At 70.3% G+C, this 22,419-nt stretch carries 22 protein-coding genes; 9 read left to right on the top strand and 13 right to left on the bottom strand.

Annotation, left to right across the window (positions count from 1 at the left end; genetic code table 11):
• Nucleotides 1-29: 29 nt before the first annotated feature.
• The 7 genes from IPN02_13260 to IPN02_13230 all read right to left on the bottom strand — a co-directional run bounded on the left by IPN02_13260 (nt 30) and on the right by IPN02_13230 (nt 8,083).
• Nucleotides 30-1,016, bottom strand: a complete 987-nt coding sequence (locus IPN02_13260; protein ID MBK9297771.1) for a hypothetical protein — start codon at nt 1,014-1,016, stop codon at nt 30-32.
• 280 nt (nt 1,017-1,296) lie between these two features.
• Nucleotides 1,297-2,568, bottom strand: a complete 1,272-nt coding sequence (locus IPN02_13255) for a cytochrome P450 (GenBank protein ID MBK9297770.1) — start codon at nt 2,566-2,568, stop codon at nt 1,297-1,299.
• A gap of 48 nt (nt 2,569-2,616) precedes the next feature.
• Nucleotides 2,617-3,516, bottom strand: a complete 900-nt coding sequence (locus tag IPN02_13250; protein ID MBK9297769.1) for an AEC family transporter — start codon at nt 3,514-3,516, stop codon at nt 2,617-2,619.
• A gap of 68 nt (nt 3,517-3,584) precedes the next feature.
• Nucleotides 3,585-4,412, bottom strand: coding sequence for a trehalose-phosphatase (otsB, locus tag IPN02_13245; protein ID MBK9297768.1), 828 nt, complete (start codon nt 4,410-4,412; stop codon nt 3,585-3,587).
• On the bottom strand, nt 4,409-5,878 hold the full coding sequence (locus IPN02_13240) for a trehalose-6-phosphate synthase (protein ID MBK9297767.1): 1,470 nt from the start codon (nt 5,876-5,878) through the stop codon (nt 4,409-4,411). Before IPN02_13240 ends, otsB begins: the two co-directional genes overlap by 4 nt.
• A gap of 16 nt (nt 5,879-5,894) precedes the next feature.
• Entirely contained in the window at nt 5,895-6,887 is a 993-nt protein-coding gene (mmuM, locus tag IPN02_13235; protein MBK9297766.1) for a homocysteine S-methyltransferase, read from the bottom strand.
• Complete coding sequence (locus IPN02_13230) at nt 6,887-8,083, bottom strand: RNA methyltransferase (GenBank protein MBK9297765.1); 1,197 nt, start codon at nt 8,081-8,083, stop codon at nt 6,887-6,889. Before IPN02_13230 ends, mmuM begins: the two co-directional genes overlap by 1 nt.
• On the opposite strand from IPN02_13230, the gene IPN02_13225 reads away from it, so the two are divergent.
• The 3 genes from IPN02_13225 to IPN02_13215 all read left to right on the top strand — a co-directional run bounded on the left by IPN02_13225 (nt 7,976) and on the right by IPN02_13215 (nt 11,130).
• Nucleotides 7,976-9,652 carry a chloride channel protein gene (locus IPN02_13225; protein MBK9297764.1) on the top strand — a complete coding sequence of 559 codons (1,677 nt, stop codon included), beginning with the start codon at nt 7,976-7,978 and terminating at the stop codon, nt 9,650-9,652. The two genes, IPN02_13230 and IPN02_13225, sit on opposite strands and share 108 nt — an antisense overlap.
• Before the next feature lie 114 nt (nt 9,653-9,766).
• Entirely contained in the window at nt 9,767-10,414 is a 648-nt protein-coding gene (locus IPN02_13220) for an amidase (protein ID MBK9297763.1), read from the top strand.
• Nucleotides 10,415-10,440: 26 nt separating this feature from the next.
• Nucleotides 10,441-11,130: a hypothetical protein gene (locus IPN02_13215; protein ID MBK9297762.1), complete on the top strand. Its 690-nt coding sequence runs from the start codon at nt 10,441-10,443 to the stop codon at nt 11,128-11,130.
• Nucleotides 11,131-11,147: 17 nt separating this feature from the next.
• Here IPN02_13215 and IPN02_13210 read toward each other — a convergent pair whose 3' ends face one another.
• The gene (locus tag IPN02_13210; protein MBK9297761.1) at nt 11,148-11,504 is read right to left on the bottom strand and encodes an arsenate reductase; all 357 of its coding nucleotides are present in this window, start codon (nt 11,502-11,504) and stop codon (nt 11,148-11,150) included.
• A 71-nt stretch (nt 11,505-11,575) separates the two neighbouring features.
• Between IPN02_13210 and IPN02_13205 the strand changes: the two genes are divergently transcribed.
• Nucleotides 11,576-13,417: a biotin/lipoyl-binding protein gene (locus IPN02_13205; protein ID MBK9297760.1), complete on the top strand. Its 1,842-nt coding sequence runs from the start codon at nt 11,576-11,578 to the stop codon at nt 13,415-13,417.
• Entirely contained in the window at nt 13,414-14,817 is a 1,404-nt protein-coding gene (locus IPN02_13200; GenBank protein MBK9297759.1) for a hypothetical protein, read from the top strand. Before IPN02_13205 ends, IPN02_13200 begins: the two co-directional genes overlap by 4 nt.
• Before the next feature lie 14 nt (nt 14,818-14,831).
• On the opposite strand, the gene IPN02_13195 is transcribed toward IPN02_13200, so the two are convergent.
• The 3 genes from IPN02_13195 to IPN02_13185 all read right to left on the bottom strand — a co-directional run bounded on the left by IPN02_13195 (nt 14,832) and on the right by IPN02_13185 (nt 17,495).
• Nucleotides 14,832-15,776 (bottom strand): serine/threonine-protein phosphatase, encoded by a 945-nt coding sequence (locus tag IPN02_13195; protein ID MBK9297758.1) that lies wholly within the window; start codon nt 15,774-15,776, stop codon nt 14,832-14,834.
• A complete protein-coding gene (locus IPN02_13190; GenBank protein ID MBK9297757.1) occupies nt 15,746-16,951 on the bottom strand; it encodes a PAS domain-containing protein in 1,206 nt (401 codons plus the stop codon). The genes IPN02_13195 and IPN02_13190 overlap by 31 nt, the downstream gene beginning before the upstream one ends.
• A gap of 79 nt (nt 16,952-17,030) precedes the next feature.
• Complete coding sequence (locus IPN02_13185) at nt 17,031-17,495, bottom strand: DUF3054 domain-containing protein (GenBank protein ID MBK9297756.1); 465 nt, start codon at nt 17,493-17,495, stop codon at nt 17,031-17,033.
• 223 nt (nt 17,496-17,718) lie between these two features.
• On the opposite strand from IPN02_13185, the gene IPN02_13180 reads away from it, so the two are divergent.
• Genes IPN02_13180 through IPN02_13170 form a run of 3 tightly spaced genes read left to right on the top strand, consistent with a single transcriptional unit; the run spans nt 17,719 to nt 21,077 of the window.
• A complete protein-coding gene (locus tag IPN02_13180) occupies nt 17,719-19,176 on the top strand; it encodes an AMP-binding protein (GenBank protein ID MBK9297755.1) in 1,458 nt (485 codons plus the stop codon).
• A 57-nt stretch (nt 19,177-19,233) separates the two neighbouring features.
• On the top strand, nt 19,234-19,923 hold the full coding sequence (gene yaaA / locus IPN02_13175; GenBank protein MBK9297754.1) for a peroxide stress protein YaaA: 690 nt from the start codon (nt 19,234-19,236) through the stop codon (nt 19,921-19,923).
• Nucleotides 19,924-19,979: 56 nt separating this feature from the next.
• On the top strand, nt 19,980-21,077 hold the full coding sequence (locus tag IPN02_13170) for a Zn-dependent alcohol dehydrogenase (protein ID MBK9297753.1): 1,098 nt from the start codon (nt 19,980-19,982) through the stop codon (nt 21,075-21,077).
• Here the strand turns inward: IPN02_13170 and IPN02_13165 are convergent.
• Nucleotides 21,074-21,562, bottom strand: a complete 489-nt coding sequence (locus tag IPN02_13165; GenBank protein MBK9297752.1) for a CrcB family protein — start codon at nt 21,560-21,562, stop codon at nt 21,074-21,076. The genes IPN02_13170 and IPN02_13165 overlap by 4 nt on opposite strands.
• A gap of 69 nt (nt 21,563-21,631) precedes the next feature.
• Between IPN02_13165 and IPN02_13160 the strand changes: the two genes are divergently transcribed.
• Nucleotides 21,632-22,018 carry a CrcB family protein gene (locus IPN02_13160; protein ID MBK9297751.1) on the top strand — a complete coding sequence of 129 codons (387 nt, stop codon included), beginning with the start codon at nt 21,632-21,634 and terminating at the stop codon, nt 22,016-22,018.
• Nucleotides 22,019-22,041: 23 nt separating this feature from the next.
• Here the strand turns inward: IPN02_13160 and IPN02_13155 are convergent, their stop codons facing one another.
• Nucleotides 22,042-22,377: an RNA-binding S4 domain-containing protein gene (locus IPN02_13155; GenBank protein MBK9297750.1), complete on the bottom strand. Its 336-nt coding sequence runs from the start codon at nt 22,375-22,377 to the stop codon at nt 22,042-22,044.
• Nucleotides 22,378-22,419: the final 42 nt, after the last annotated feature.

Raw genomic sequence — 22,419 nt, 5'->3', positions numbered from 1 at the left:
GAGGGCCCGGTGCGGGCCCTCCAGGGGCGTCAGCCGTCGATGAGACCGGCGTCCACCAGGTGCTGCTTGGCCACGTCGGCCGGATCCTCACCCTCGGCGGACACCTGCTCGTTCAGCGCGGTCATCGTCTCCTGATCGAGCGACCCGAGCACCGCGTCGGCGATCGTGTCGAACGCCTCGGGCGCCTCGTCGTAGACGTCCTTGCGAACGTTGATCGAGATGTTGTAGATGATCATCGCGCCGCCGTCGTCGACCACGCTCAGGTCGAGCTCGGAGATGCGACCGTCGGTGGTGAACACCTCACCGAAGTCGCAGTTGCCCTTCTGGGTCTCGGTGTAGATGATGCCGGTGTCCTGGATCTCCTGCTGGCTCTTGGGGATCGTGTACCCGGTGGCCTCCTCGAAGAGCACCAGACCGTCGGAACGGCTGGGGAACTCGGACTCCATGCACACCTTGGCGTCGGGGTTCTTCTTCAGGTAGGCGGCCATCGAGTCGAAGTCGAAGGCGCCGCCGTTCTTCTCGGTGAGGTCCGGACCGGTGGCGAAGCCGTAGGTGTTGTTGAACGGCGCACGCCCCACCCACACAATGTCGTTCTTCTCGAGGTCCATCTGGCGGACCTTCTCGGTGAGCTCCTCGCCGTCGCTGGACGGATCCTCCTGCTTGAGGTGCTCGGTCCAGCCGGTGCCGTTGTACTCGGCGTAGCTGTCGATCTCACCGGACAGGAGGGCCGCACGGGCCACGTTGGTGCCACCAAGGTTGATCTTGCGGTCGACGTCGGCACCGGCGGCCTCGAAGGCGTCGGCCAACATGTTGCCCAGGATCAACTGCTCATCGAAGTCCTTCGAGCCGACAGAGAGGCTCACCCCGCTGAGGTCGGCGTCGGCGAGTGGGCTGTCGGCGGCTGCGGTGTCGCCACCGCTGCTCTCGCCATTGTCGTCACCGCAAGCGGCCAACGGCAGGACCACCAGCGCGGCTGCGGCGACGGCGAACCTCCCAAATCGTCGGTTCTGAGTCATGAACAGTCCTTTCGGTTGTCGTTCAACGGGGGGTTGACCCCATGACCGGCGAAACCTGCGTGGACACTCCGGGGCCTGCTCACGCGTCGTTGCGCGGGGCACCTTCCGGACCACGGTTTCCCTCGCCTGGTCACAGCGCCTCACCGCAGGCTTGCGGTCAAACGACGCAAAAGGACCGTAGCGCGATGGGTCACCCGATCCCACTGAAGCTCACTCAACGTTACGATTGGGTAACTTTACGCTGGCAGGTCCAGCCGTCGAAGGGCCGATCCCGACGTGCCTACTGCCGGCACTCGACGATCAACGACGTCAACCCCCGCAAGGTGAAACTGGCTCGATAACGAGGCTGATCGACCAGCTCGAGGGAGCCGAACCTGTCGATCAGCGCATCGAAGACGATCTCGCCCTCGGCCCGCGCCAGCGACGCACCCAGGCAGTGGTGGGGCCCCCATCCAAAGCTGAGCGGCGGTGGCGTCGCGCGGTCGACGAACCTGCCGACGTCCAAGGTGTCAGCGTTGGGATACGCCGCCTCGTCACGGTTGCCGCTGCCCTGGAGGACGGTGAACAGCTGGCCGTACGGCATCGTCTCGTAGAAGAGTTCCACCTCGCGCAGCACCGCCCGCACGTTGAGCTGCACCGGGGAATCCCAGCGCAGCAACTCCCACACCGCCGAGGGGATCAGCGTGTGATCGGCCCGAAGGCGCGTCATCTCATCAGGGTGGGTGAGGAGGGCGAACAGACCATTGCCGATCAGGTTGGTCGTCGTTTCGAAGCCTGCGGCGTACATCAGCCCGGTGTTGGCCAACAGCTCCTCGTGGCTGAGGCGGTCGCCCGCCTCCTCCACGTCGATCAGGGCGCTGAGCAGCCGATCATCGGGGACCCGGCGTTTGTCGGCGATCAGTTGCTCGAACACCTCGGCCATCACCGCCACGCCCGCCTCCGCCCGGGCGATCGCTTCGTCGTCGGCGGCGGCATCGATGAAGGCCGTGCTCGCCCGGACGTGGGGCGCCAGCGTCTCGTGTAGCTCGGGCGGCACGCCCAACAGATCGGAGATCACCGCCGCCGGCAGGCGGGCCCCGAGCACCTCGAGCACGTCGACCGTGCCCGCCTCTGCCATCTCGTCGAGGATCGGGGTGAGCAGCGCCTCGATCCTCGGCCGCATCGCCTCGATACGACGCGGCGTGAACGTACGGCTGACCAGTGCCCGCAACCGGGTGTGATCGGGCGGGTTGGCGAACAGCATCGACCCGCGACGGTCCTCTGGGCGTCGCTCTCGTCCGCTCAGGCCCGGGGGCAGATCCATGTCGGGCTCCGGGCGGCCCAACGCGGGGTTGCGCAACACCTCGAGGCAGCTCTCGTAGTCGGCGACGATCATCGATCCGATCGCCGAGCGATAACGACCGAGCCCCTCGCGGATCTCCCGGTACGGGCCGTAGGGATCCTGACGGCCTTCGTCGGTGAGGATCGCGTTCGACAACGCGATATCGGCCTCGTCCGGCGAGAGCCGACCTCGGGGAGCTCTGTCTACATCGGTGGGTGGGACGGCGCTCACGTCCGTACGGTAATCCGCCCTCTCCAGCGCGTCACCGAATGATCGGCGTCAACCGATCAGCACGGCCCACACCGGCAAGGTGAACAGAGCGATCACCACCCCCAGGCCGACCAGCGAGGTCACCGTGTCCTCATCCAGTCCGGCCGCCGTCGCCACGATGCCGGCGGTGATCATCGGAGGCGTGGCCGATTCGAGCACCGAGACGTCCCATTCGATCGATGAACGACCTCCGACCACCACCGCCACGGCGAGCACGGCGGCGGGAAGCACGAACAGGCGGAGGCCCAGGCCCAACACGACCGGACCGTCGGGAACGCTCAGGCGACGCTGGGACAGCCGAAGCCCAATCCCGACCATCGCCAGCGGGGTCAGCGAGGCCGCCAGCACGTCAAAGGCCGAGGTGAGCGATCCGGGCAGCGCCACACCCCGAAGAGCGAAGGCGACGACGAGGGCGACGAAGGGCGGAAAGCTCACCGTCCGGCGCAGCATTGCAGCACCCCCCGGGGAGGCGGCCTCCGAGCCGCCATAACGGGCGGCGATGACCGCTCCATAGGTCGACAGCGCAAGGAACGTCCCCAGCTGGTCGTAGAGCACGGCGGTCGGCAGCCCCTCGGGACCGAGCAGGGCCTCGACCGCCGGGAATCCGAGGAAGCTGGTGTTGCCGAGCGGCACGACCAACAGCAAGGCGCCCGTCACCTGCCGTGACCATCCGGCGCGCGTGGCCACCACCCAGACGACCAGGGCGCTCACGACGACGATCGACCAGGCGACGGCGACGGGCACCAGCGCAGTCCGGTCGAGCTCAAGGCCTGGGATCGTGGCCAGCACCAGTGCGGGAAACGCCAGGTTCAACACGACCCAGTCGGTCCCAGCGGCCGCACCCGGGGGTGGTTCGAGCCAGCGCCCGGCAGCGACCGCCACTCCCAGGATCACCGCCACTGCGATCACGAGACCGCCTGGGCGGTGGGACGGCCGCGACCTGGGTGCGTACGGATCACGGACGGATCACAACGGGTTCAGCCGCGCAGGGAACGGTGCTGGGTCAAGCGCGCCAGCACAGCGAGCACCTCGTCGGGCGACGCCACGCGGTGGGTCGCCGCCGTTGCCTCGGAGCCAACCTTGATTCCGATATCGGCGTCCCCGAGCACGGCAAACCCGTCTTCGTCGGTGACGTCGTCGCCGACGAAGACGGTGACGTCAGGCTCGGTCTGGTCGATCAAGGCCTGCAGCGCCTCGCCTTTATTGGCACCCGCCACCGCGAATTCGGCCACCATCTTCCCCGTACGCACGTGGACCCCCGGCCGGTTTGCCAGCCGCTCGATCAGGGCGTCGGCGGCGCGTGCGCCGGCGACAGGGTCGGCGAGGCGGTAATGGAAGGCCACGCCGACGGGTTTGGTCTCGATTCGGCTGCCGGGCAGCAGCGCCACTTCGGCTCCGACCTCGGCGACCAATTCCTTTAACAATTGTGCCGCCTCGTCGTGCGGCGGCCGGGGCAACCCGGCGGGGTCATGGCCGCCTACTCGGTCGGCCGCCCCTCCGGGGGCGACACGCTCCGCGCCGTGGCTGCCGATCAACCCGATCGCACGGGGCGGGCAAGCCAGCGCCACCAGCGCGTCCAGTGATCGGCCGGACACCAAGCTGACCCACGTGGCCGGGAGCGCCGCCAGATCCGCCAGCGCGTCGATGGCACCGAGCAGCGGCGCAGCGCGATCGGGGTCGTCGACGATTGGTGCCAACGTGCCGTCGTAGTCGCAGGCCACCAGCAGGGTGCCCGAAGCGGCGGCGCGGTCGAGGGCGGCGACGAGGGCGGCATCGAGGGTCGGCTCCCCGACCTGCGCGCTCATCGGTCCACACCGAGGGCGTCCAGCCAGTCTTCGGCCCAACGGTGCACATCGCTGTCGATGACCGACTGGCGCAGCAGGCTCATGCGCCGGTGTTGCTCGTCCACCGGCATGTTGACCGCCCGTTCGATCGCCAGCTTCAGGCCGTCGATGTCGTACGGGTTGACCATCAAGGCATCTCCCATCGTCTCGGCCGCACCGGCGAACTCGGACAGCACCAGCGCCCCCGTGTTGTCGACGCGGGTGGCCACGTACTCCTTACACACCAGGTTCATCCCGTCGCGCACCGCCGTCACCAGCATCACGTCGGCGGCCAGGTACAGCGCCACCAACTCATCGAGGCTGTGATGACGGTGCAGGTACTGCATCGGGACGGCGCCGACCTCGCCGTAATGACCGTTGATCTCGCCGACCATGCGATCGATGCGGTCCCGGAAGTCGGCGTAGTCGCTGACGTTCTCCCGGGTGGGCTCGGCCACCTGGATGAACACGTGACGCCCAACGGTGAGCCGGTCCTCCTCGAGCAGCTCGCGGAAGGCCCGCAGGCGACGGGCGAGGCCCTTGGTGTAATCGAGCCGATCGACGCCGAGCAGGATCCGCTCCGGGTTGCCCAGGCTTTGGCGTACCTCCCGTGCCCGGTCGATCATTTCCGGGTCGGTCGCCATCTGCTCGAGGGTGGCGGTGTCGACGCCGATGCCGAAGGTCTCCACCCGGATCGTGCGCCCACCGGCTTCATCGGGGAGGCGCACGTTGGAACCTTCAACCTTGGCGTCGGCGACCAGCGCGGCCAGGCTTCGGAAGTTGGCGGCACCGCCCTGGGTCTGAAACCCGACGACGTCGGCGCCGAGAAGCCCCTCGGTAATCGTGCGTCGCCACGGCAGCTGGAGAAACAGCTCGACCGGTGGAAAAGGGATGTGGAGAAAGAAGCCGATGCGCAGATCGGGTCGTAGCTCGCGCAGCATGCCGGGAACGAGTTGCAGGTGGTAGTCGTGCACCCACACGACCGCACCGGGGGCCGCCCACAGCGCTGCCGCCTTTGCGAAGCGGCGGTTGACCGCCCGATAGGCGTCCCACCAGGTGCGGTGGTACTCCGAGCGGACGATCGAGTCGTGATAGAGCGGCCACAGGGTGCGGTTGGCGAACCCCTCGTAGAACAGCTCGACCTCCCCCCTCGACAGCGGCACCGGGGCCAGCGCCAGCCCGTCGACCACCAGGGGCTCCTCCTCGTCGGTACCGGTGGTGCCGGACCATCCCAGCCACATGGCGTCGCTCCTCTGGGAGAGGACGGGTGACAGGGCGGTCACCAGCCCACCGGGGGAGGTCTCCCAATGGGTGCCTTCGGGGGAGGTCACCCGCCGCACCGGCAAGCGATTGGCGAGCACCAACAACCCGGAGGTCCCGTGCTTGGGAATGGTTCCCCCGTCCGCCTCGTCGATCCGGTTTTCCTGCACTGCGCCGTCTGTCGCCATCACCCCAGACTAGAGGTCAAGATGCCGAGAGCTGCCGGGCCAGCTGTGCCAGCTCGGCGGTGCCGGTACCGCAGCAGCCACCGATCAACCGTGCGCCGACGTCCAACCACCGTCGAAGGCGCTCCGGATCCGGTGTCGGGGGCCCGGCACCCTCAAAACGGCCGTCCGCTGCGTTCCATGCTCCACCCAGGTTGGGTTTGGCCACCAGGGGCAGCCGTGTGACCCCTGCGAGGCGCTCCAACGCTGGTGTGACGTCGGCTGGTGCGCAGCAGTTGACCCCGACCGCGATCGGCTTCAGCGCTCCGCCGCCGAGGATCGGGGCCAACGCCTCGTCGACCGGCTCGCCCGTCGGGCAGCGACCATCGGTGGCGACGGTCATCGTCACCACGATCTCGGGGGCGGGCAGTCCCCGCTCCCCGAGCGCCGCCACCGAGCGGCTTAACTCGTCGCCGAGGACCTCCGCCTCGACCCCGTCGGGGATCGTTTCGCACCACCACACATCCGCCCTCGTCGAGAGTTGCCGCTGGGCCTCGACCCACACCTCCAGCCGGCCCCGGTGAAACTCGGCCAGGTCGGGTCGTCCGACGGCGTAGCGGCCGCGGTACTCCGACCCGTCGGCCAGCGCCGCCCCATAGGGGCCGATCGATGCCGCCACCCACGCCGGCCCCGGCCGCTGTGCCCTCATGCGGTTGCGCGCTGTCACCGCGCGGCGCGTCGCCTCGACGAGCAGTTCGTCACCCGCTTCCGGCCGACGGCCGGAGGCCACCGCACCCATGCGGCTGACCTGATAGCCGGCGGCGAGCACCACCCGGGCACCGGCGCTGATCATCCGCGCATGCGCCTCCTCGATCGCGGCGGGCCGGGTGGCCAGCACCTCCCCGGTCCACAGCGCCGACCCGCCGCCCGACGGCGCCGCTCCCAGCTCGGCGAGCACGGTCGACAGCCCGCCGTCCGCCATGACCGGCCCCCGGCCCAACGCCTCGGCCAGCGAGCCCGGGACCGGCGCCATCAAGGGCGCTCCCTGCGATTTCTCCCGACGGCGTAAGCGGCCACCGCCGCAGCGGCGCCGACGTTGAGCGAGTCGACCGCTGCGGAGAGCGGGATTCGCACGCACGCATCGGCCCTCGCCAGGACCCTCGCGCTGAGGCCCGGTCCCTCGGCTCCGAGCAGCAGCGCCACGCGGTCGTCAGGTTCAAGCGCCACCGCCCCGATGTCGACGGCATCCTCCGAGGGGGTCAGCGCCAGCAGGGTGAAGCCCGCTGCGCTCAACGGATCCAGGCCACCGGGCAGTGCGTCGAGCCATGCGTGGGGTACGGCGAACACCTCCCCCATCGACACCCGCGAGGCCCGGCGGTACCACGGGTCGGCACATGTCGGGTCCAACAACAGCGCCTCGACGCCCATTGCCACCGCGCTGCGGGCGATCAACCCCAGGTTCACCGGGTTGACCACGCCCTCGAGCACGGCGACTGTGCGGGCGTTACCCACCGCCGCCGCCACAGTCAGCGGCTCGGGGCGCTCGAAGAGCCCCATCGACCCACGATGGGCCCTCGAACCCGTGATCGCCTCGACGACGTCGGGTCCCGCTGCGAGCAGGCTGGCCCCCGCCGCGATCGCCTGGTCGGCGCCGGTGGGAAGGGGTTCGGTCCTCCCGGCATCGACGAGTAGGGCGACCAACCGGTGCCCCGCCCGCAGGGCGCGCTCGGTCACCAGGTCGCCCTCGGCGAGAAACCGGCCGAACGTCGTCCCCCCCTCGGTGCGTCGGCGTTGCGCAAGCCGGCGGTCCCGCAGCCCGACGAAGTCGGCGACCAACCGGTCACCCGCATCGGCAACCGTGATGGCCCCGGGAAGCTGCGCTGCCGCTGGAGTGGCCACCGCCCCCAACCTAGGTCCAGCCAGGCTGTACCGTCGGGCCACGTGTGGAGATTCCTGCCATCGACCCCCGACCCGGAGGAGCTGAAGGAACTCGCTCGCGCCAGTCGTGAGGTGCTGTTGGTCTCGGCGTTGGTCGGCGCCATCGCTGGCCTGGCCGCCGTCGTCTTCGAGGTGGCGGTCTTCGAGATGCTCGGACTGTTCCGTGACCTTCCACTGTGGACCGTGGCGATCGGGCCGCCGCTGGGGCTGGTCGCCGCTCACTTCATCCTTCGCACCGTCGGCGGCGGGGCGACGCCATCGACCTCCGACGAGTACCTGAAGCGCTTCCATCAGGAGGGCGGTGTGCTGGGCGGAAAGCCGTTTCGGGGTCGGGTGCTGGCCAGCGCCGTCGCTTTGGGCACGGGCAACATGTTGGGCCTCGAAGGCCCGGCGATCTACCTCGGAGCCTCGGCCGGCGCAACCGTGCAACGCCGCCTGCCCCGCCTGTTCGGGCGCATCGACCATCGGCTGCTGCTCGTCGCCGGTGCAGCCGGCGGTGTCGCCGCCGTCTTCCGCGCACCGGCCACCGGCGCCATCTTCGCCATCGAGTCGCCCTATCAAGGGGACCTGGCCCACAGCTCCCTGCTGCCGGCCCTGATCGGCGCGTCGACCGGCTACGTCACGTTCTCGCTGCTCCTCGGCAACGAGCCACTGTTTCCCGTCGAGGGCGCCACCGACGTGATGGTGCCCCAACTTGGCATCGCCCTGCTCGTCGGGGCCGTCGCGGGTCTGGTCGCCCGCTGGGGCGCATCGGCCCTGGCGCTGGCCAAGCGCCTCTCCACCCGCGGCCCCGACTGGAGGCGTCTGCTGCTGGCGGGCACGGTGATCTCGGCGACCAGCGTGGCGGTACGCCTGGCCGCCGACACCCCGGGCGTGCTCGGCCCCGGCTACGGGCTGGTCAACTGGGCGCTCGAGGACAACCGGGCGATCTGGGCGCTGGTCATCATCCTGATCGCCCGCAACCTGGGCACCGCTGCGTCGGTGGCCGGGGGCGTTCCCGGCGGGTTGTTCGTGCCGCTGGTGGTCGCCGGTGCGCTGCTCGGGCGACTGTGTGGGGAGCTGATCGGCACCGAGAGCACCACGCTGTATCCGGTGATCGGCATCGCCGCAGTGCTCGGGGCCGGATACCGGGTGCCGCTGGCCGCCGTGATGTTCGTCGCCGAAACCACCGGCCGGCCGGGCTTCGTCGTGCCCGGGCTGCTCGCAGCGGTGGCGGCCGAACTGATGATGGGCTCCCACAGCTTCACCGCCTACCAGAAGAAGGCCCAGCTGGTGTCGAACAATCGACGCAGCCGCGGCGCTGGGCGGGGCAGCGATCCGCTGACCGGCGAGATACGCACGGTCGGCGCCGACGCGGATGGGACACCGCCGGTGTCGACCGGACGACCCGTCGTCACCGGCGAGCAACCGCCGGTCGCCGAGGTGGTGCGGCCTCCCGTCGGCGAGCCGACCAGGCCGAAGCTGGTCGATCAGCGCAACGACACGTCGGAGATCCAGCAGTTGGCCACCGGCGGTGGCCGTCAAGTGACCGGTGAGGTGCGCCACCTGACCGGGGAGATGAAGCCGATCACCGGGCAGGGCCAGATCGAGGGGCCCGCTCCGGTCGGGGACGCCAAGCTGCCCGAGCGGGAACCCCCACTGCCGCCCGCTGCGCCCCCGCCGGCGCTGCCCGGCGAGGTGCTGTTGCCGTCGACCCGCCAGTGGCTGGCCCCCGATCCGGATGCCGACGCCGAGGCCGAGGCAGCCGATGCCGAAGCCGAGGCAGCCGCCGACGCCAACGCCCAAGCCGACCCCGGCGCTGGCCGGGCGACCGACATTGGCGCCAGGGACCCGTTTCCCAAGGACTTCGACGCCGAGTAGTCCAGGCTCGTGATCTCCCGGCGGGACTCAACCGGTCCGGCCCCTCCAGCGAACGAGGCCCGATACCCTCCCTCGTGGAACGACGGTTCACTGCTCTACCAGGGGGAGATTGCGATGAGGGCCGAGTTGGTCGAGCGGGTTCGGACAGGCGAGCTGCACCCCAGGGAGCTGGTGGCCGAGGCGCTGAGGCGCATCGAGGCCGACGACCCAGCGTTGAACGCCGTGGTTGCCCTGCGGGCGGAGGAGGCGCTCGCCGACGCCGAGCGGGTCGACCCGAGCGGTCCGCTCGCCGGGCTTCCGGTCCTGGTGAAGGACCTGATCGACGTCGCCGGCATGCCCACCACGATGGGAAGTGACTGGCTGGCCGACGCCCCATCCGCAACTGCGGACGGCCTGGTCGTCGCCCGGCTGCGGGCGGCCGGCGCCATCGTGGTCGGCAAGTCGAACACTCCGGCGTTCGCCCACACCGGGTTCACCACCAACCGCCTCTTCGGGAGCACGCGCAACCCGTGGAACCACCATCGCTCCCCCGGCGGGTCGAGCGGCGGGTCGGCCGCAGCGCTCGCCGCCGGCATGGTGCCGCTGGCCACCACCTCCGACGGCGGGGGCTCGGTTCGCATCCCCGCCTCGGCGTGTGGCCTGGTCGGCTACAAGCCGACGACCGGCGCAGTCGGCCGCGACGTCAAACCTGCGTGGCCATCGCTGTCGACGTTGGGCGCCACCGCCACCTCGGTCGCCGACGTGCTCGTCGAGGCCAGGTGATCCTCGGCGGCACGCCCGGGGACCCGATGTCGATCCCCTCGGGGGCGATCGACCTCCAGCCCCGTCGGCCCCGCCGGGTCATCGCCACCCCCACCTTCCGGGCCGACGTCGATGCCGACGTGCGCCGGGCGTTCGACGCCGCCTGTGCCTCGTTCGAGGCGGCCGGGGTCGAGGTGGTGCAGCGCAGCGGCCTGGTGCCGACCGACGCCACGCTCGCCTGGTTCACGATCGCCAGCGCCGACCTCGCCCACGCTCTCGAGCCTCACCGCAACCGCTGGGAGGAGGCCGAGGACAGCCTGGCGCTCATGCTGGGCTTCGGCGCCGCGGTGACCACGGCCGACTACCTGGCCGCCGACGACACCCGCTGGCTGCTCAGCGCAGCAATCGACGCCGTCGTCTGCGATCCGGAGGCTCCGGACACGATCTTGATGTCGCCGGTGACCAACGTCGGGTCATGGGGCCCGGAGGGGCCGCTGCCCACCCGCGCCGGCAGCACCGACGACCTGGCGATCGCCACCAACACCACCGACCTGAACATGACCGGTCACCCGGCGGTGTCGGTGCCGACCGGGTTCGACGACCACGGCGTGCCGATCGGCATGCAGCTGGTGTCGGCCCGCTACGACGACGGACTGGCGCTCGGCGCGGCGGCGCTCCTCGAGGAGGTGGCGCCCTGGCCGTTGCACCCTGCCGGTTACTCCCCGTTTGGGCTCTAACGTGGTCAACCGCCCGCTCAGCCGCCGAGCAGCTCGCGGATGCGTTCCTTGGGGCGACCAATGATGGCGGTGTCGCCGGCGACGACCACCGGCCGCTGCATGATCATCTTGTTGGCCAGGATCGTCTCGACGATTTGATCCTCGGTCGCCACGTCCTCGTCGCTCAGCTCCAGCTTCTTGAAGAGGGCATCGCGCCGCACCAGGGCGGTGGGCTCGTCCTCCAGCTTGGCGATCAGGTCACGCAGGGTCGCCTCGTCGGGCGGGTCCTTGCGGTAGTTGACAAGCTCGTAGTCGACGCCCAGTTCCTCAGCAATGCTCACGGCATTGTTGGACGAGCCTCAATTGGGGTTGTGATAGATGGTGACGTTGGCCATCTGGCCACCATAGGCCGCCGCCGCCGGCCTAATCGTCGGCAACGCCTTGCCCAACCTGGCAGGCTCGGCCGATGGCCGCCGCGGAACTATTGACCGTCACCTCGCCCCTCGAGGGCAGGGTCGTCGAGCTCGCCGTCGCCGCCGGGGACCGGGTCGGTGCGGGCTCGATGCTCGCCATCATCGAGTCGATGAAGATGCACCACGACGTGGTGGCACCCGCCGCCGGGGTGATCGTCGAGGTCGCCACCGCAGCGAACCTCCAGATCGGGCGCGGCGCCGTGATCGCCACGCTTCGCGCGGGCGAAGGTGAGGGCGAGGCGAATGCGGCCCAGGCGTCGGTCGATGAGATCGACCTCGAACTCGTGCGCGACGACCTCGACGCAGTGCGACGCCGCCACGACGTCGGGCTCGACGACGCCCGGCCCCAGGCGGTCGCCAAGGTGCACGGCAGGGGCCGACGAACCGCCCGGGAGAACCTCAACGACCTGGTCGACGACGGCTCATTCGTCGAGTACGGACCGCTGGTGATCGCCGCCCAGCGCCAACGTCGCAGCGTCGACGACCTGATCGAACGCACCCCCGCCGACGGCCTGGTCGGCGGCCTGGCCACGATCGGAGCCGAGGCGGTCGGAGCCGACCGGGCCCGAGCGGTGGTGCTGTCCTACGACTACATGGTGCTGGCCGGCACCCAGGGGTATCAGAACCACCGGAAAAAGGATCGGCTCTTCGAGCTGGCCGAGCGGCGGCGCCTGCCGGTGGTGCTCTTCGCTGAGGGGGGCGGCGGCCGGCCGGGCGACACCGACACCACCACGGTGTCGGGCCTGGACACGATGGCGTTCCACCTGTTCGGCCGCCTGGCGGGAACCGTGCCGCTCGTCGGCATCGCATCGGGTCGCTGCTTTGCGGGCAATGCCGCCCTGTTGGGCTGCTGCGACGTGGTGATCGCCACCGAGGACGCCAACATCGGCATGGGCGGCCCGGCGATGATCGAGGGCGGCGGCCTGGGCACCTTCACCCCGGAGGACATCGGCCCGATCGACACCCAGCACGCCAACGGCGTCGTCGACGTGCGGGTGGTCGACGACGCTGCCGCCGTCGCGGCTGCCCGCCGCTACCTGGGCTACTTCCAGGGCCCGATCGAGCCGGACGCCGACCTCGTCGCCGATCAGCGGCTGTTGCGCCACCTCATCCCGGAGGACCGGCTGAAGGTCTACGACGTGCGGGCCGTACTCGACGCGCTGGTCGATGTCGACAGCCGTATGGAGCTGCGCGACGGCTACGCCCCCGGCATCATCACGTCGCTCGCCCGCATCGACGGCCACCCGATCGGCCTGGTCGCCAACGATCCCGCCCACCTTGGCGGGGCGATCGACGCCGAGGGTGCCGAGAAGGCCGCCCGATTCCTCCAGCTGTGCGACACGCACGGGCTGTCGATCCTCTTCGCCTGCGACACCCCCGGCTTCATGGTCGGCCCCGAGTCGGAATCGGCGGCCGCCGTGCGCCACATGAGCCGGCTGTTCGTCGTCGGCGCCAACCTGTCGGTGCCCTGCGGCACCGTCATCCTGCGCAAGGCCTACGGGCTGGGCGCCCAGGCGATGGCCGCTGGCAGCTTCAAGGCGCCGGAGTTCGTCGTCGCCTGGCCCACCGGTGAGCTGGGCGGCATGGGACTCGAGGGGGCGGTCCGGCTGGGGTTTCGGGCCGAGCTGGAGGCCGAGGCCGATCCGACCAAACGCCAGGCACTCTTCGACGACCTGGTCGCGGCGGCCTATGACCACGGGCGGGCCACCAACGTGGCCGCCCAGTTCGAGATCGATGACGTGATCGACCCGGCCGACACCCGACGCTGGGTGTGCGCCGCTCTGCTCGGACCAAATGTGACCTCGGCGCACTCGGGCGGGTCAGAACGCCGATGACCTCACCACACGACGTCGCCGGCGGCCCGAACCGCAACGGTGACCACGCCCCCGACCGGACCTCAGCGCAGGCCGGATCCCCCGGCGACGACCCCACCCCATCCAGCGTGGCGGCGGGGCCAGCCCCCCTCGATCCCGGGAGGGACGACGCTCGGCGAGCGCCCCTGGACGAGCGCTCCGCCGACGAGGACAACGCCTACCCCGAGAACCCGACCGACGAGGTGATCGACGACATGAGCGACGACCCAGCCGACGACGCGGCCACCGATGAGCGGCGGGGTGCCACCATCCGGGAACGGCTCGGTGAGGCCTGGGACGATGCCCGTGAGCGGCGCCATGAGGAACAGCTCGAACACGACGCCGAGTCCGACGACCCGGAGGGTTGGGCCAGCGCGCTGCTCCAAACCGCCGACCCCAAGGAGTACTTCGACAGCGTGTCTGGCCTGGCTCGTTCGGACCACAGCTCACTGCTGTCGCCGTTGGAGTTCGACCCGGACGTGCCGTTTCACTATCCAACGGCCACCACCGTCGAGCCGGAGCCGCAGGGCATCGAGACGGTCCAGCTCTACGCCCAGACCGCCTCCCCGCTCTTCGACCGCCAGATCGCTGCCCCATTCGCGGATCCCGGGCGGGCGGACCTGCTCGCCGACATCCATCACCGGCTGATGATCGACGGGCGCAACGTGGCCCTGATCACCAACCACGGTGACATCGTCGACATCGCCGTCGTGCTCGCCGGCCTGACCGTTGCGATGTGTGATGGGCGCACCTATGGCGTGTTGGAGGAGGAGCTGGATCTGGTCGACCTGGCCGACCACTTCAACATCATGGTGAGCCGCATGGTGACCACCCGCGCCGCCTTCGGCATTCCCGCTGTGTCGGTCGTGTCCAACATGGCCCGGACCTTCCTGTCGCTCCCCCAGACCCACTCCCGTCGACGGGCCCGGATCGATCCCGATCTGGTACGGGCCTCCAACGTGCTGATGCGCGCCGACCTCGGGCGTCAGCTGGCCAAGGGCGGGCAGTTGCTGGCGATGGCGGCCAGCGGTTCCCAGGACCTGTCGCTGGCGGTCAACTTCGCCGCCCGCGTGCGCAACGCATGGCAGGGCTTCCGTGGCGAGGACAACGAGGGGCCCAGCCTGCACCTTCAGCCGCTCTACTCGGGCACGATGAAGATCATGTTGGAGTGCGAGGATGTGCTGCCGTTGGCGGTGTGCATGGACCCGAAGAACCCGGCGACCGAGCTGGGTTCGATCACCCGCGTCCGCACCGAGGACGACTGCCACCGGGTGATGGACTGGATCGCCGCCGCCCACCAGCGGGCCACCGGCATCACCACGGTGTACCACGATGCCGAGGACGACCTGCTGGCCAACATCCGGGCCGCGATCTCGCGCTGAGGTCGCCCGGTTCGCTAAAGGCGGGCCACGACCAGCGCGATGTCGTCGCCGTCGGAAGCCCGGTCGGCGCCGACGCGAAGCAGCCCTTCGGCAACGTTCTCGGGGGTGCCGCGCCCGACGCGACCCAAGCGGGCGGTCAGCGCCTCGATGTCGGCATCGATGTCCCCGCCGCGCGACTCGATCAACCCATCGGTGTAGACCAACAGCGTCGAGCCGGGCTCGTAGGGCACGGTGACCGGGTCTCGTCGATCGGCCCCGACTCCGAGCGGCGGACGCAGGCCGGCGGGCAGGCGGGCGGCCGGGCCGTCCCGCGGCATCAGAAGCGGCGGCGGATGCCCCGCCAGCACCGTGCTCAAGGTCTTCGCCTCGGTGTCGACGATGACGGCGGCCACCGTCGCCATCGTCGTCTGGTTGCGAAGATCGAGCACCTCGTCACAACGGCGGAACAGCTCGCTTGGTGACGTGCCGGTCTGGACCAGCGTGGAGATCACGGTGCGCAACTGCGACATGCGCGCAGCGGCACCGGCGTTGTGCCCGACGACGTCGCCGACGATCAGCGCTGTGCGCTGGGAATCGATCGGCACGACATCGAACCAATCGCCGCCGAAGCCCAACGAGTCGATCGCTGGGACGTAGCGCACCGCCACCTCGATGTCCTTCACCAGCGGGGGCGGGCTGAGCAGTGCGGTCTGTAGCGACGAGACCAGCGCACGCCGGTCGACGCCAGCGCGGGCGCGGCCCAGCGTCTGCGCGCACAGGGCGGCGATCACCTCGAGCTGGGCCACCGGAAAGTCGTCCCGGGCCACCTCGTAGTTCCAGCCGGCGGTCAGCAGCCCGAAGATCGAATGGTCCGGTCGCCGCAACGGAACGGTGGCGGTGGCGACCACACCCACGGCATCGGCGATTTCCACGTCGCTCGGGTACTCGATCAGCCGCTGGGCCCGGCTTCCGACCAGCACGGTTTCGCCCGTGGCAAGCACGCGGTCGAACAGCGGTCGGTCGCCTCGCACCGGCTGGAACGAGCTGATCTTCGTCGGATCCTCGGCGGCGAGCAGCTCGAAAACTCCCCGGTCTGGGAGTCGGCCTGGCCCACCACCATTCGGTCGGCGCCGACGACCGGTGGGCCATCATGAACGATCGCCGTGGCCACCTGGTCGACCGTCTCCGCAGAGCTCATCCGCCGCGTGAGCTTCGCCAACTGTTCCAGGCGCCGCCGATCGTGGGCCCGTTCGGTCACGTCGGCGACCAGGGCGCCGATCCCGAGCGGCTCGTCGCCATCGTCGATCCGGAAGTAGGCGACCGAGCACACCAGCTCGTCGTTCGGCGATGCCGACGGCCGGGCGGCGACCTCGACGTCGGCGATCGGTTCGCCGGTGCTCAGAACGCTGCGAATCAGCGGGTCGAGCTGTTCTGCCATCTCCGGAACGATCTCGGCCAGGCTGCGCCCCAGGTGATCGGCGGCGGCGGTGTCGTTGATCTTTGCGAGCGCCTCGTTAACCAACCGAAACCGCAGCTCGGTGTCGAGGAACCCAAACCCGCCGGGAGAACGGGCCATCATCGCCTCGAGGATCGACCGGGAGCGATGGTCGAGGACCCCCTGCCGGTCACGCTCCACCAACTCCCCGGCGAGGGCTGACAGCTCGATCAGCAGCGCTGCGTCGTCGGCCGTCCAGCTGCGAGCTTCGGTGTCGACCACGCACACGGTGCCGAGCACATCACCTTCGGTCGAGCGCAGCGGCGCCCCCGCCCACGCGACCACCCCCATCGACTCGATCGAAGGGTTGTGACGCGTTCGCGCGTCGCTTCGAGCGTCGTCGATCAGCAGAACGTCGCCCAGCCCGACGACGTACTGACAGAACGACTCTTCCACCCTGGTGTGGCGCTCCGACCGATCGTCGCTCGGCATCCCGAAGCAGGCCAGCCAGTTGGAATGATGCCTATCGACAAGCGTGACGAACCCAAATGGGGCATTGAGAAGCCGAGAAGCGAGCTTGGCGATTCGATCGAAGGCGGGATCATCGGTGTTGCTCGCCAGACCGGTGGCGCCGACCGCCGCCAGCCGTTCGGGGTTGGCGACCTGTGCAGCGACCATCGAAAAGAACGCTTCAAGCGAGCCGGTCGAGTCGTGGGACACCGGTAGACACTAGGTGAGTTCGCACCGAGCCGCCGGGGCAACCTCACGCTGCGACGGGCTGCGGCGCACTTCGACGGGTTCAGCTGCCGGCGCGGTTCGAGCGAACGCCAACTGCGACTCGCCAGCCGACCAGACCCACCCCGAGCACGGCGCCGGTCACGATCACGAAGCTGGCCGCCGTCCCATCGCCGAACACCAACCCGCGCAACACCAGGCCGAGCACCGCCGTGCCCAGCCACACCGTCACGCCATCGGGCCACACCAAGCGCAGCGATGGGAGGGCTGCAGTTGCGGCCTCACCGCCGGTCGAGCGGTGCCGCAGCACGAGCGCTGCCCATGACAGGGCGGCTGCGATCAGAAATGGCGCAGCGACACCCAGCACCGACGCCGGCGAGAGCCCCTCCTCGTGGCTGTTTCTGCCCATGAGGACGAACGCCAGGATCACGGCGACATCGGCCAAGGCGGTCAGCGCCAGCGCGCTGCCCGGAGAACGCCTCGTGGCGGCATCGGAACGTTGGGGAACCGGTTCGGTCTCGAGGGCCATGGCCGGTCAGGCTAGGCCGCTCGGGCGATCGCCGGGGAGCGCCGGTTGCGGCCCCGTCGGGCCGCCGAAGCCCTCGCCGCCATGACCCGCCCGTCGGGTGGGCCGCTAGGTTGCGACCACCTAACACCCGGAACCGAACCGACCGGACCCGAACGAGGCCGTCATCGACCCATCGACCCAAGTCGACATCTCGCCACCCTCCGCTCCCCACTTCGTCGAGTTGGTGGCGAATACGGTCGATCGATTCGGTGATCGCCCGCTGATCGAGGCACACGACCGCATGACCGAACTGAGTTATGCCCAGGCGTGGGCCTGGGCCGGCTCGGCGGCCGAGTCTTTGCGCCGCGCCGGTGCCGCGCCCGGGCAACGCTTGGTTGTGAGGACCCCGAAGTCCATCGGATCGCTCATCGCCTACCTGGCGGCGCTGCGCCTGGGTGCGGTGTGGGTGCCGGTCGCACCTCAGGCCACTCCCTCCGAGGTGAACTACGTGTTGGAGGACGCCTCGCCGACCCTGGTGATCGACGGAGTCGGGGCCGTCGACGACCTCGTCGGCAGCGGGCCCTGCGCCGACGAGCACCATCCCCCGGCCGTCGGCCTCGACGAGCTCGACGGCGACCGACCCTGCGCCATGCTGTACACCTCGGGCACGACCGGCCGACCCAAGGGCGTCCCCATCACCGGCGCTGCGCTCGGCGCCAACACGACGGCGCTGGTCGAAGCCTGGGGCTTCAGCGAACACGACACCCTCGTCCACTCGCTGCCCACCAACCACGCCCACGGATTGTTCGTCGCCCTGGGGTGTGCGCTGGCCTCGGGGGCAACCCTGAGATGGGTCGACCGCTTCGACGCTGCGATCGTGGCGGACCTGCTCCCCGGCGCCTCCGCGTTCATGGGCGTGCCCACCCACTACGTGCGGCTACTCGACGAGCCCGGCTTCGATCGGGGCGCGAGCACCTCGATTCGGTTGTTCACCTCCGGGTCGGCCCCCCTCCCGACCGTGACCTTCGACCGCATCGCCGAGCGGACCGGCATCGAGGTCGTCGAGCGATACGGGATGACCGAGACGCTGATGCTCACCTCCAACCCGCTTGACGGGCCGCGCAGGCCCGGCTCGGTGGGGAAAGCGCTGCCCGGCGTCGAGGTGCGGCTCGGGCCGGCCGACCCGGCCAAGCCAGACCCCGACTCGGTCGTGGGGATGGTCGAAGTGCGCGGCCCGAGCGTGTTCGACGGGTACTGGGGGCGTCCGCCGGACCCGAGCGACCGCACCGCGCCCACCCACCCCGGCGAAGCCGCCTGGTTTCGCACCGGCGATCTGGGGCGCTGGGACGACGACGGTTACCTCTTCCTGGTCGGCCGCTCGTTGGACCTGATCATCTCCGGTGGGCTCAACGTGTACCCGGCCGAGGTGGAGGCGGTGCTCGAACGCCACCCGTCGGTGGTGGAGGTGGCGGTGATCGGCCTCCCCGACGACGAGTGGGGGCAGGTGGTCGCCGCAATCGTCGTGCCATCGGCGGCTCATCGTCCGCTCGACGCCCTCGGCGACGAGCTGGTCGAGGCGGCGCGCTCCGAGCTGTCTGCCTACAAGATCCCCCGCCGCCTGCACTGGACCGATGCCCTGCCCCGCAACGCGATGGGCAAGGTGGACAAGGTGTCGCTGCGTGACGCCTTCGGCCGGCCATAGCCGCCCGGCCGGCATCGGACTTGCCCGGCCGACCCGCTGGGGCCTAACCCAGAGTGCATGCGCAAGCTCTCGATCCTCCTCCCCCACAGCCGTGGCACCCGCCACGGCGGATCGGGGGCACCGTGGTCACCTGGGGCTTCCAGCCTGCCCGCCCTCGACGAGTTCCGCGCCCAGGTGGTGTCGGCCGCCGACCTGGGAGACGCTCCGACCAAGCGAAGCATCGAGCGCTTCGACGGCGTGCTGTATCGGGAGCTCGATTACCCCTCGCTCAACGCCGCCGCTCGGCGTCGGGCCCGCTCCTCGGTGCTGATCTTCAACGGTCTGCTGGGCGCATCCGGCCTGAGCGACCCAATGCCCGACCATCGCCTCGGCCCCGGCGATCGCCTGGAGCCGATGGGCCGCCTGGCCTCGTGGTGGAAGCCGCACCTCACGCCGGTGCTCGCCGATCATCTCAAGGGCGCCATCGTGTGGGACCTGCTCCCCCAGGAGCACTCGGCCGCGTGGGACCCCACCGCCGTCGACACCCACCTGCGTATCACCGTGCGTTTCGTCAACGTCGAGGGCGCCACCGTGTCGCACTGGAACAAGCTCTTGAAGGGTGCCCTGGTGCGACACCTGGTCACCAACCGCCTCGTCGAGCCGGAGGCGCTGGTCAGGTTCCGTCACCCGGCGGGCTACCGACTGGACACCGCGGCCTCGACGCTCGACGGGCCCGAGCCCTACGTGGTGTTCCGCGCCGACTTCTGAGTGCCACTTCGCCGGCACCACCCCGCCCCGTGGCACACTGCGCCCATGGGGCACCGATGAGAGCAGCGCTGTTGGAGATCGCCGGGGGGCCGGTGACCATGATCGACGACTTGGAGGTCGCCGGACCCGGCCCGGGGCAGGTCACGGTCGAGGTCGAGTGGTGCGGGCTGTGTCACAGCGACCTGTCGATGCTCGAGGGCAGCCACCCCGCCCCGATGCCGATCGTGCTCGGCCACGAGGTGGGCGGCCGGATCGCCGAGCTGGGCGCCGACGTCACCGGCATCGCCGTGGGCGACCCGGTCGTCGTCACCCCGATCCCGCCGTGCGGGCGCTGCTACCACTGCGTGCGCGACCAGGCCAGCCATTGCGTCAACTCGGCGTCGTTGCTCACCAACGCCCTCCCCGACGGCTCGACCGGCCTGTCGAGGGGTGGCCAGAGCGTCTACCGCGGCCTCGGCGTGGGCGGCTTCGCCGAGCGTGTTCTCACCACCGAGACCGGGGTGGTCCGGGTGCCCGACGACGTTCCGCTCGATGTGGCCAGCGTGGTCGGCTGCGCGGTGCAGACCGGGTTGGGTGCGGTGTTCAACACCGCTCGTGTGCGTCCGGGCGACACGGTCGCGGTGCTCGGCCTGGGCGGCATCGGCATGTCGATCGTCGCCGGGGCCCGCATCACCGGGGCCAACCGGATCGTGGTGTCCGACCCGCAACGCCACCGCCTGGACCTCGCCTCCGACTTTGGCGCCACCGACTTTGTCGATCCGAGCAGCGAGGACGTGATCGCCCGTGTGCAGGCGGTCACAGCCGGGATCGGCGTCGACTGCGCCTTCGAGGCAGTCGGCTCGGCCCGGGTGGTCGAAACAGCGCTGGCTGCCACCCGCAACGGTGGCACCACGGTGCTGGTCGGGGCCGGCCCGATCGAGGAGACGATCGAGCTGTCGCCGACGTTTTTCGCCATCTCGGGCAAGCGCCTGATGGGCTGCCTGCTCGGCGGCGTCAACTCGCTGCGCGACATCCCGATCATCTTCGAGCTGTACCGATCGGGCCGCCTCGACCTGGAGTCACTGATCACCGACCGTCGGCCGCTGGCCGAGCTCGACCGGGCCGCAGAGGCGATGAAGGCCGGCGAAGGGCTTCGCACGCTGCTCTCGGTCTAGGGCCGGCGACCCAGCCCCCGCCCGAGCCACAGCCCAGCCGCCGCCGCAGCGATGCCCGCCACCATGGTGGCGAGGCCATAGGCCACCGCTGGGCCGACGCGCCCCTGCCCCAGCCGGGTGTCGAGCTCGACCGCCAGCGTCGAATACGTAGTGAAGCTGCCGAGCAACCCGACCCCCAGCAACGGGCGAAGGTACCGGTGGCTGCGGAACCGGTCGATCGCCACAGCGGTCAACAGTCCGAGCAGCAGGCTGCCGGCAACGTTGGCGATCAACGTCGCCCAAGGGACGCCAAGATCGTCCGGCGGCACCAACCTGGCCAACCCGAAGCGGGCGAGGGCCCCGAGCGCCCCACCGACCGAGACGGCCAGCAGAACGTCGAATCCGGGCCAGACCTCCCCGCGCGGGCCGTGTCCCGGGCGCTCGAGCAGGTCGGGGTCGACCGACGGGCCGCGTTCGCCGTTTCCGGCTGAGACATCAGCGGGCATCGCCGGCCAGGGTACCGGCGGGCCGTCCGTCCCACCCGGTGAACCGCCCCCACCCGTAGGATCCCAGCCATGGTTTGGTTAATGGTTGGGATCGGCGGGGCGCTGGGCGCGCCGATGCGCTTCCTGACCGACCGGTGGATGCAGTGGTGGGCTTTCGGCGACCACGAGTCCCACGCCTGGCCGCTGGGCACGTTGGTGGTCAACCTGGCCGGCGGGTTCATCCTCGGCCTGATCGTCGGAGCGACCCGCGACGGTTCGCTGGGCCCGCTCCCCGCCGCCGCCCTGGGCACCGGCCTGTGCGGGGCGCTCACCACCTTTTCGACCGTCTCGGTCGAGGTGGTGCGCCTGGTCGAGGACGATCGCTGGGCCGGCGCCGCAACGGTGGCCCTCACCAACCTGATCCTCAGCGTCGCGCTGGGCGCCGTCGGGCTGCGGCTGGCCACCGTGCTGTTCTGAACGGCACCCCCTGCGATGAACGGCTAGGCATCACCGATCTCGTGTCGCCACCGTTCCAGCTGGCGACGGTCGCGCTTGGTTGGTCGGCCCGAGCCGCGATCGCGCTGAGCCCAGGCCGCCACCGGACCCGCCCGCTCGGGTCGGTCCTCGGACAGCACCCGGTAGCTGGCCTCGGCCAGCGGCGCGCCGACCCGCTTGGAGCGCAGCTCGAGGACCTCCACCTCGAGACGCCAGGTGCCGCGCCGCACCTCCACCCGGTCGCCAACCACCACCCGGGCCGACGGTTTGGCGGCATCACCGTTGAGACGGACCCGGCCCGCCTTCACCGCCTCGTTGGCAGCGCTGCGAGTTTTTGCCATGCGTACCGCCCACACCCAGGCGTCCAGCCGGGTGGCGCCGTC

The organism is Candidatus Microthrix subdominans (assembly GCA_016719385.1).
In the GTDB taxonomy this organism is placed as follows: domain Bacteria; phylum Actinomycetota; class Acidimicrobiia; order Acidimicrobiales; family Microtrichaceae; genus Microthrix; species Microthrix subdominans.
Note: the sequence above shows the minus strand (reverse complement) of the source record. Positions and strands in the feature narration are given on the sequence as shown.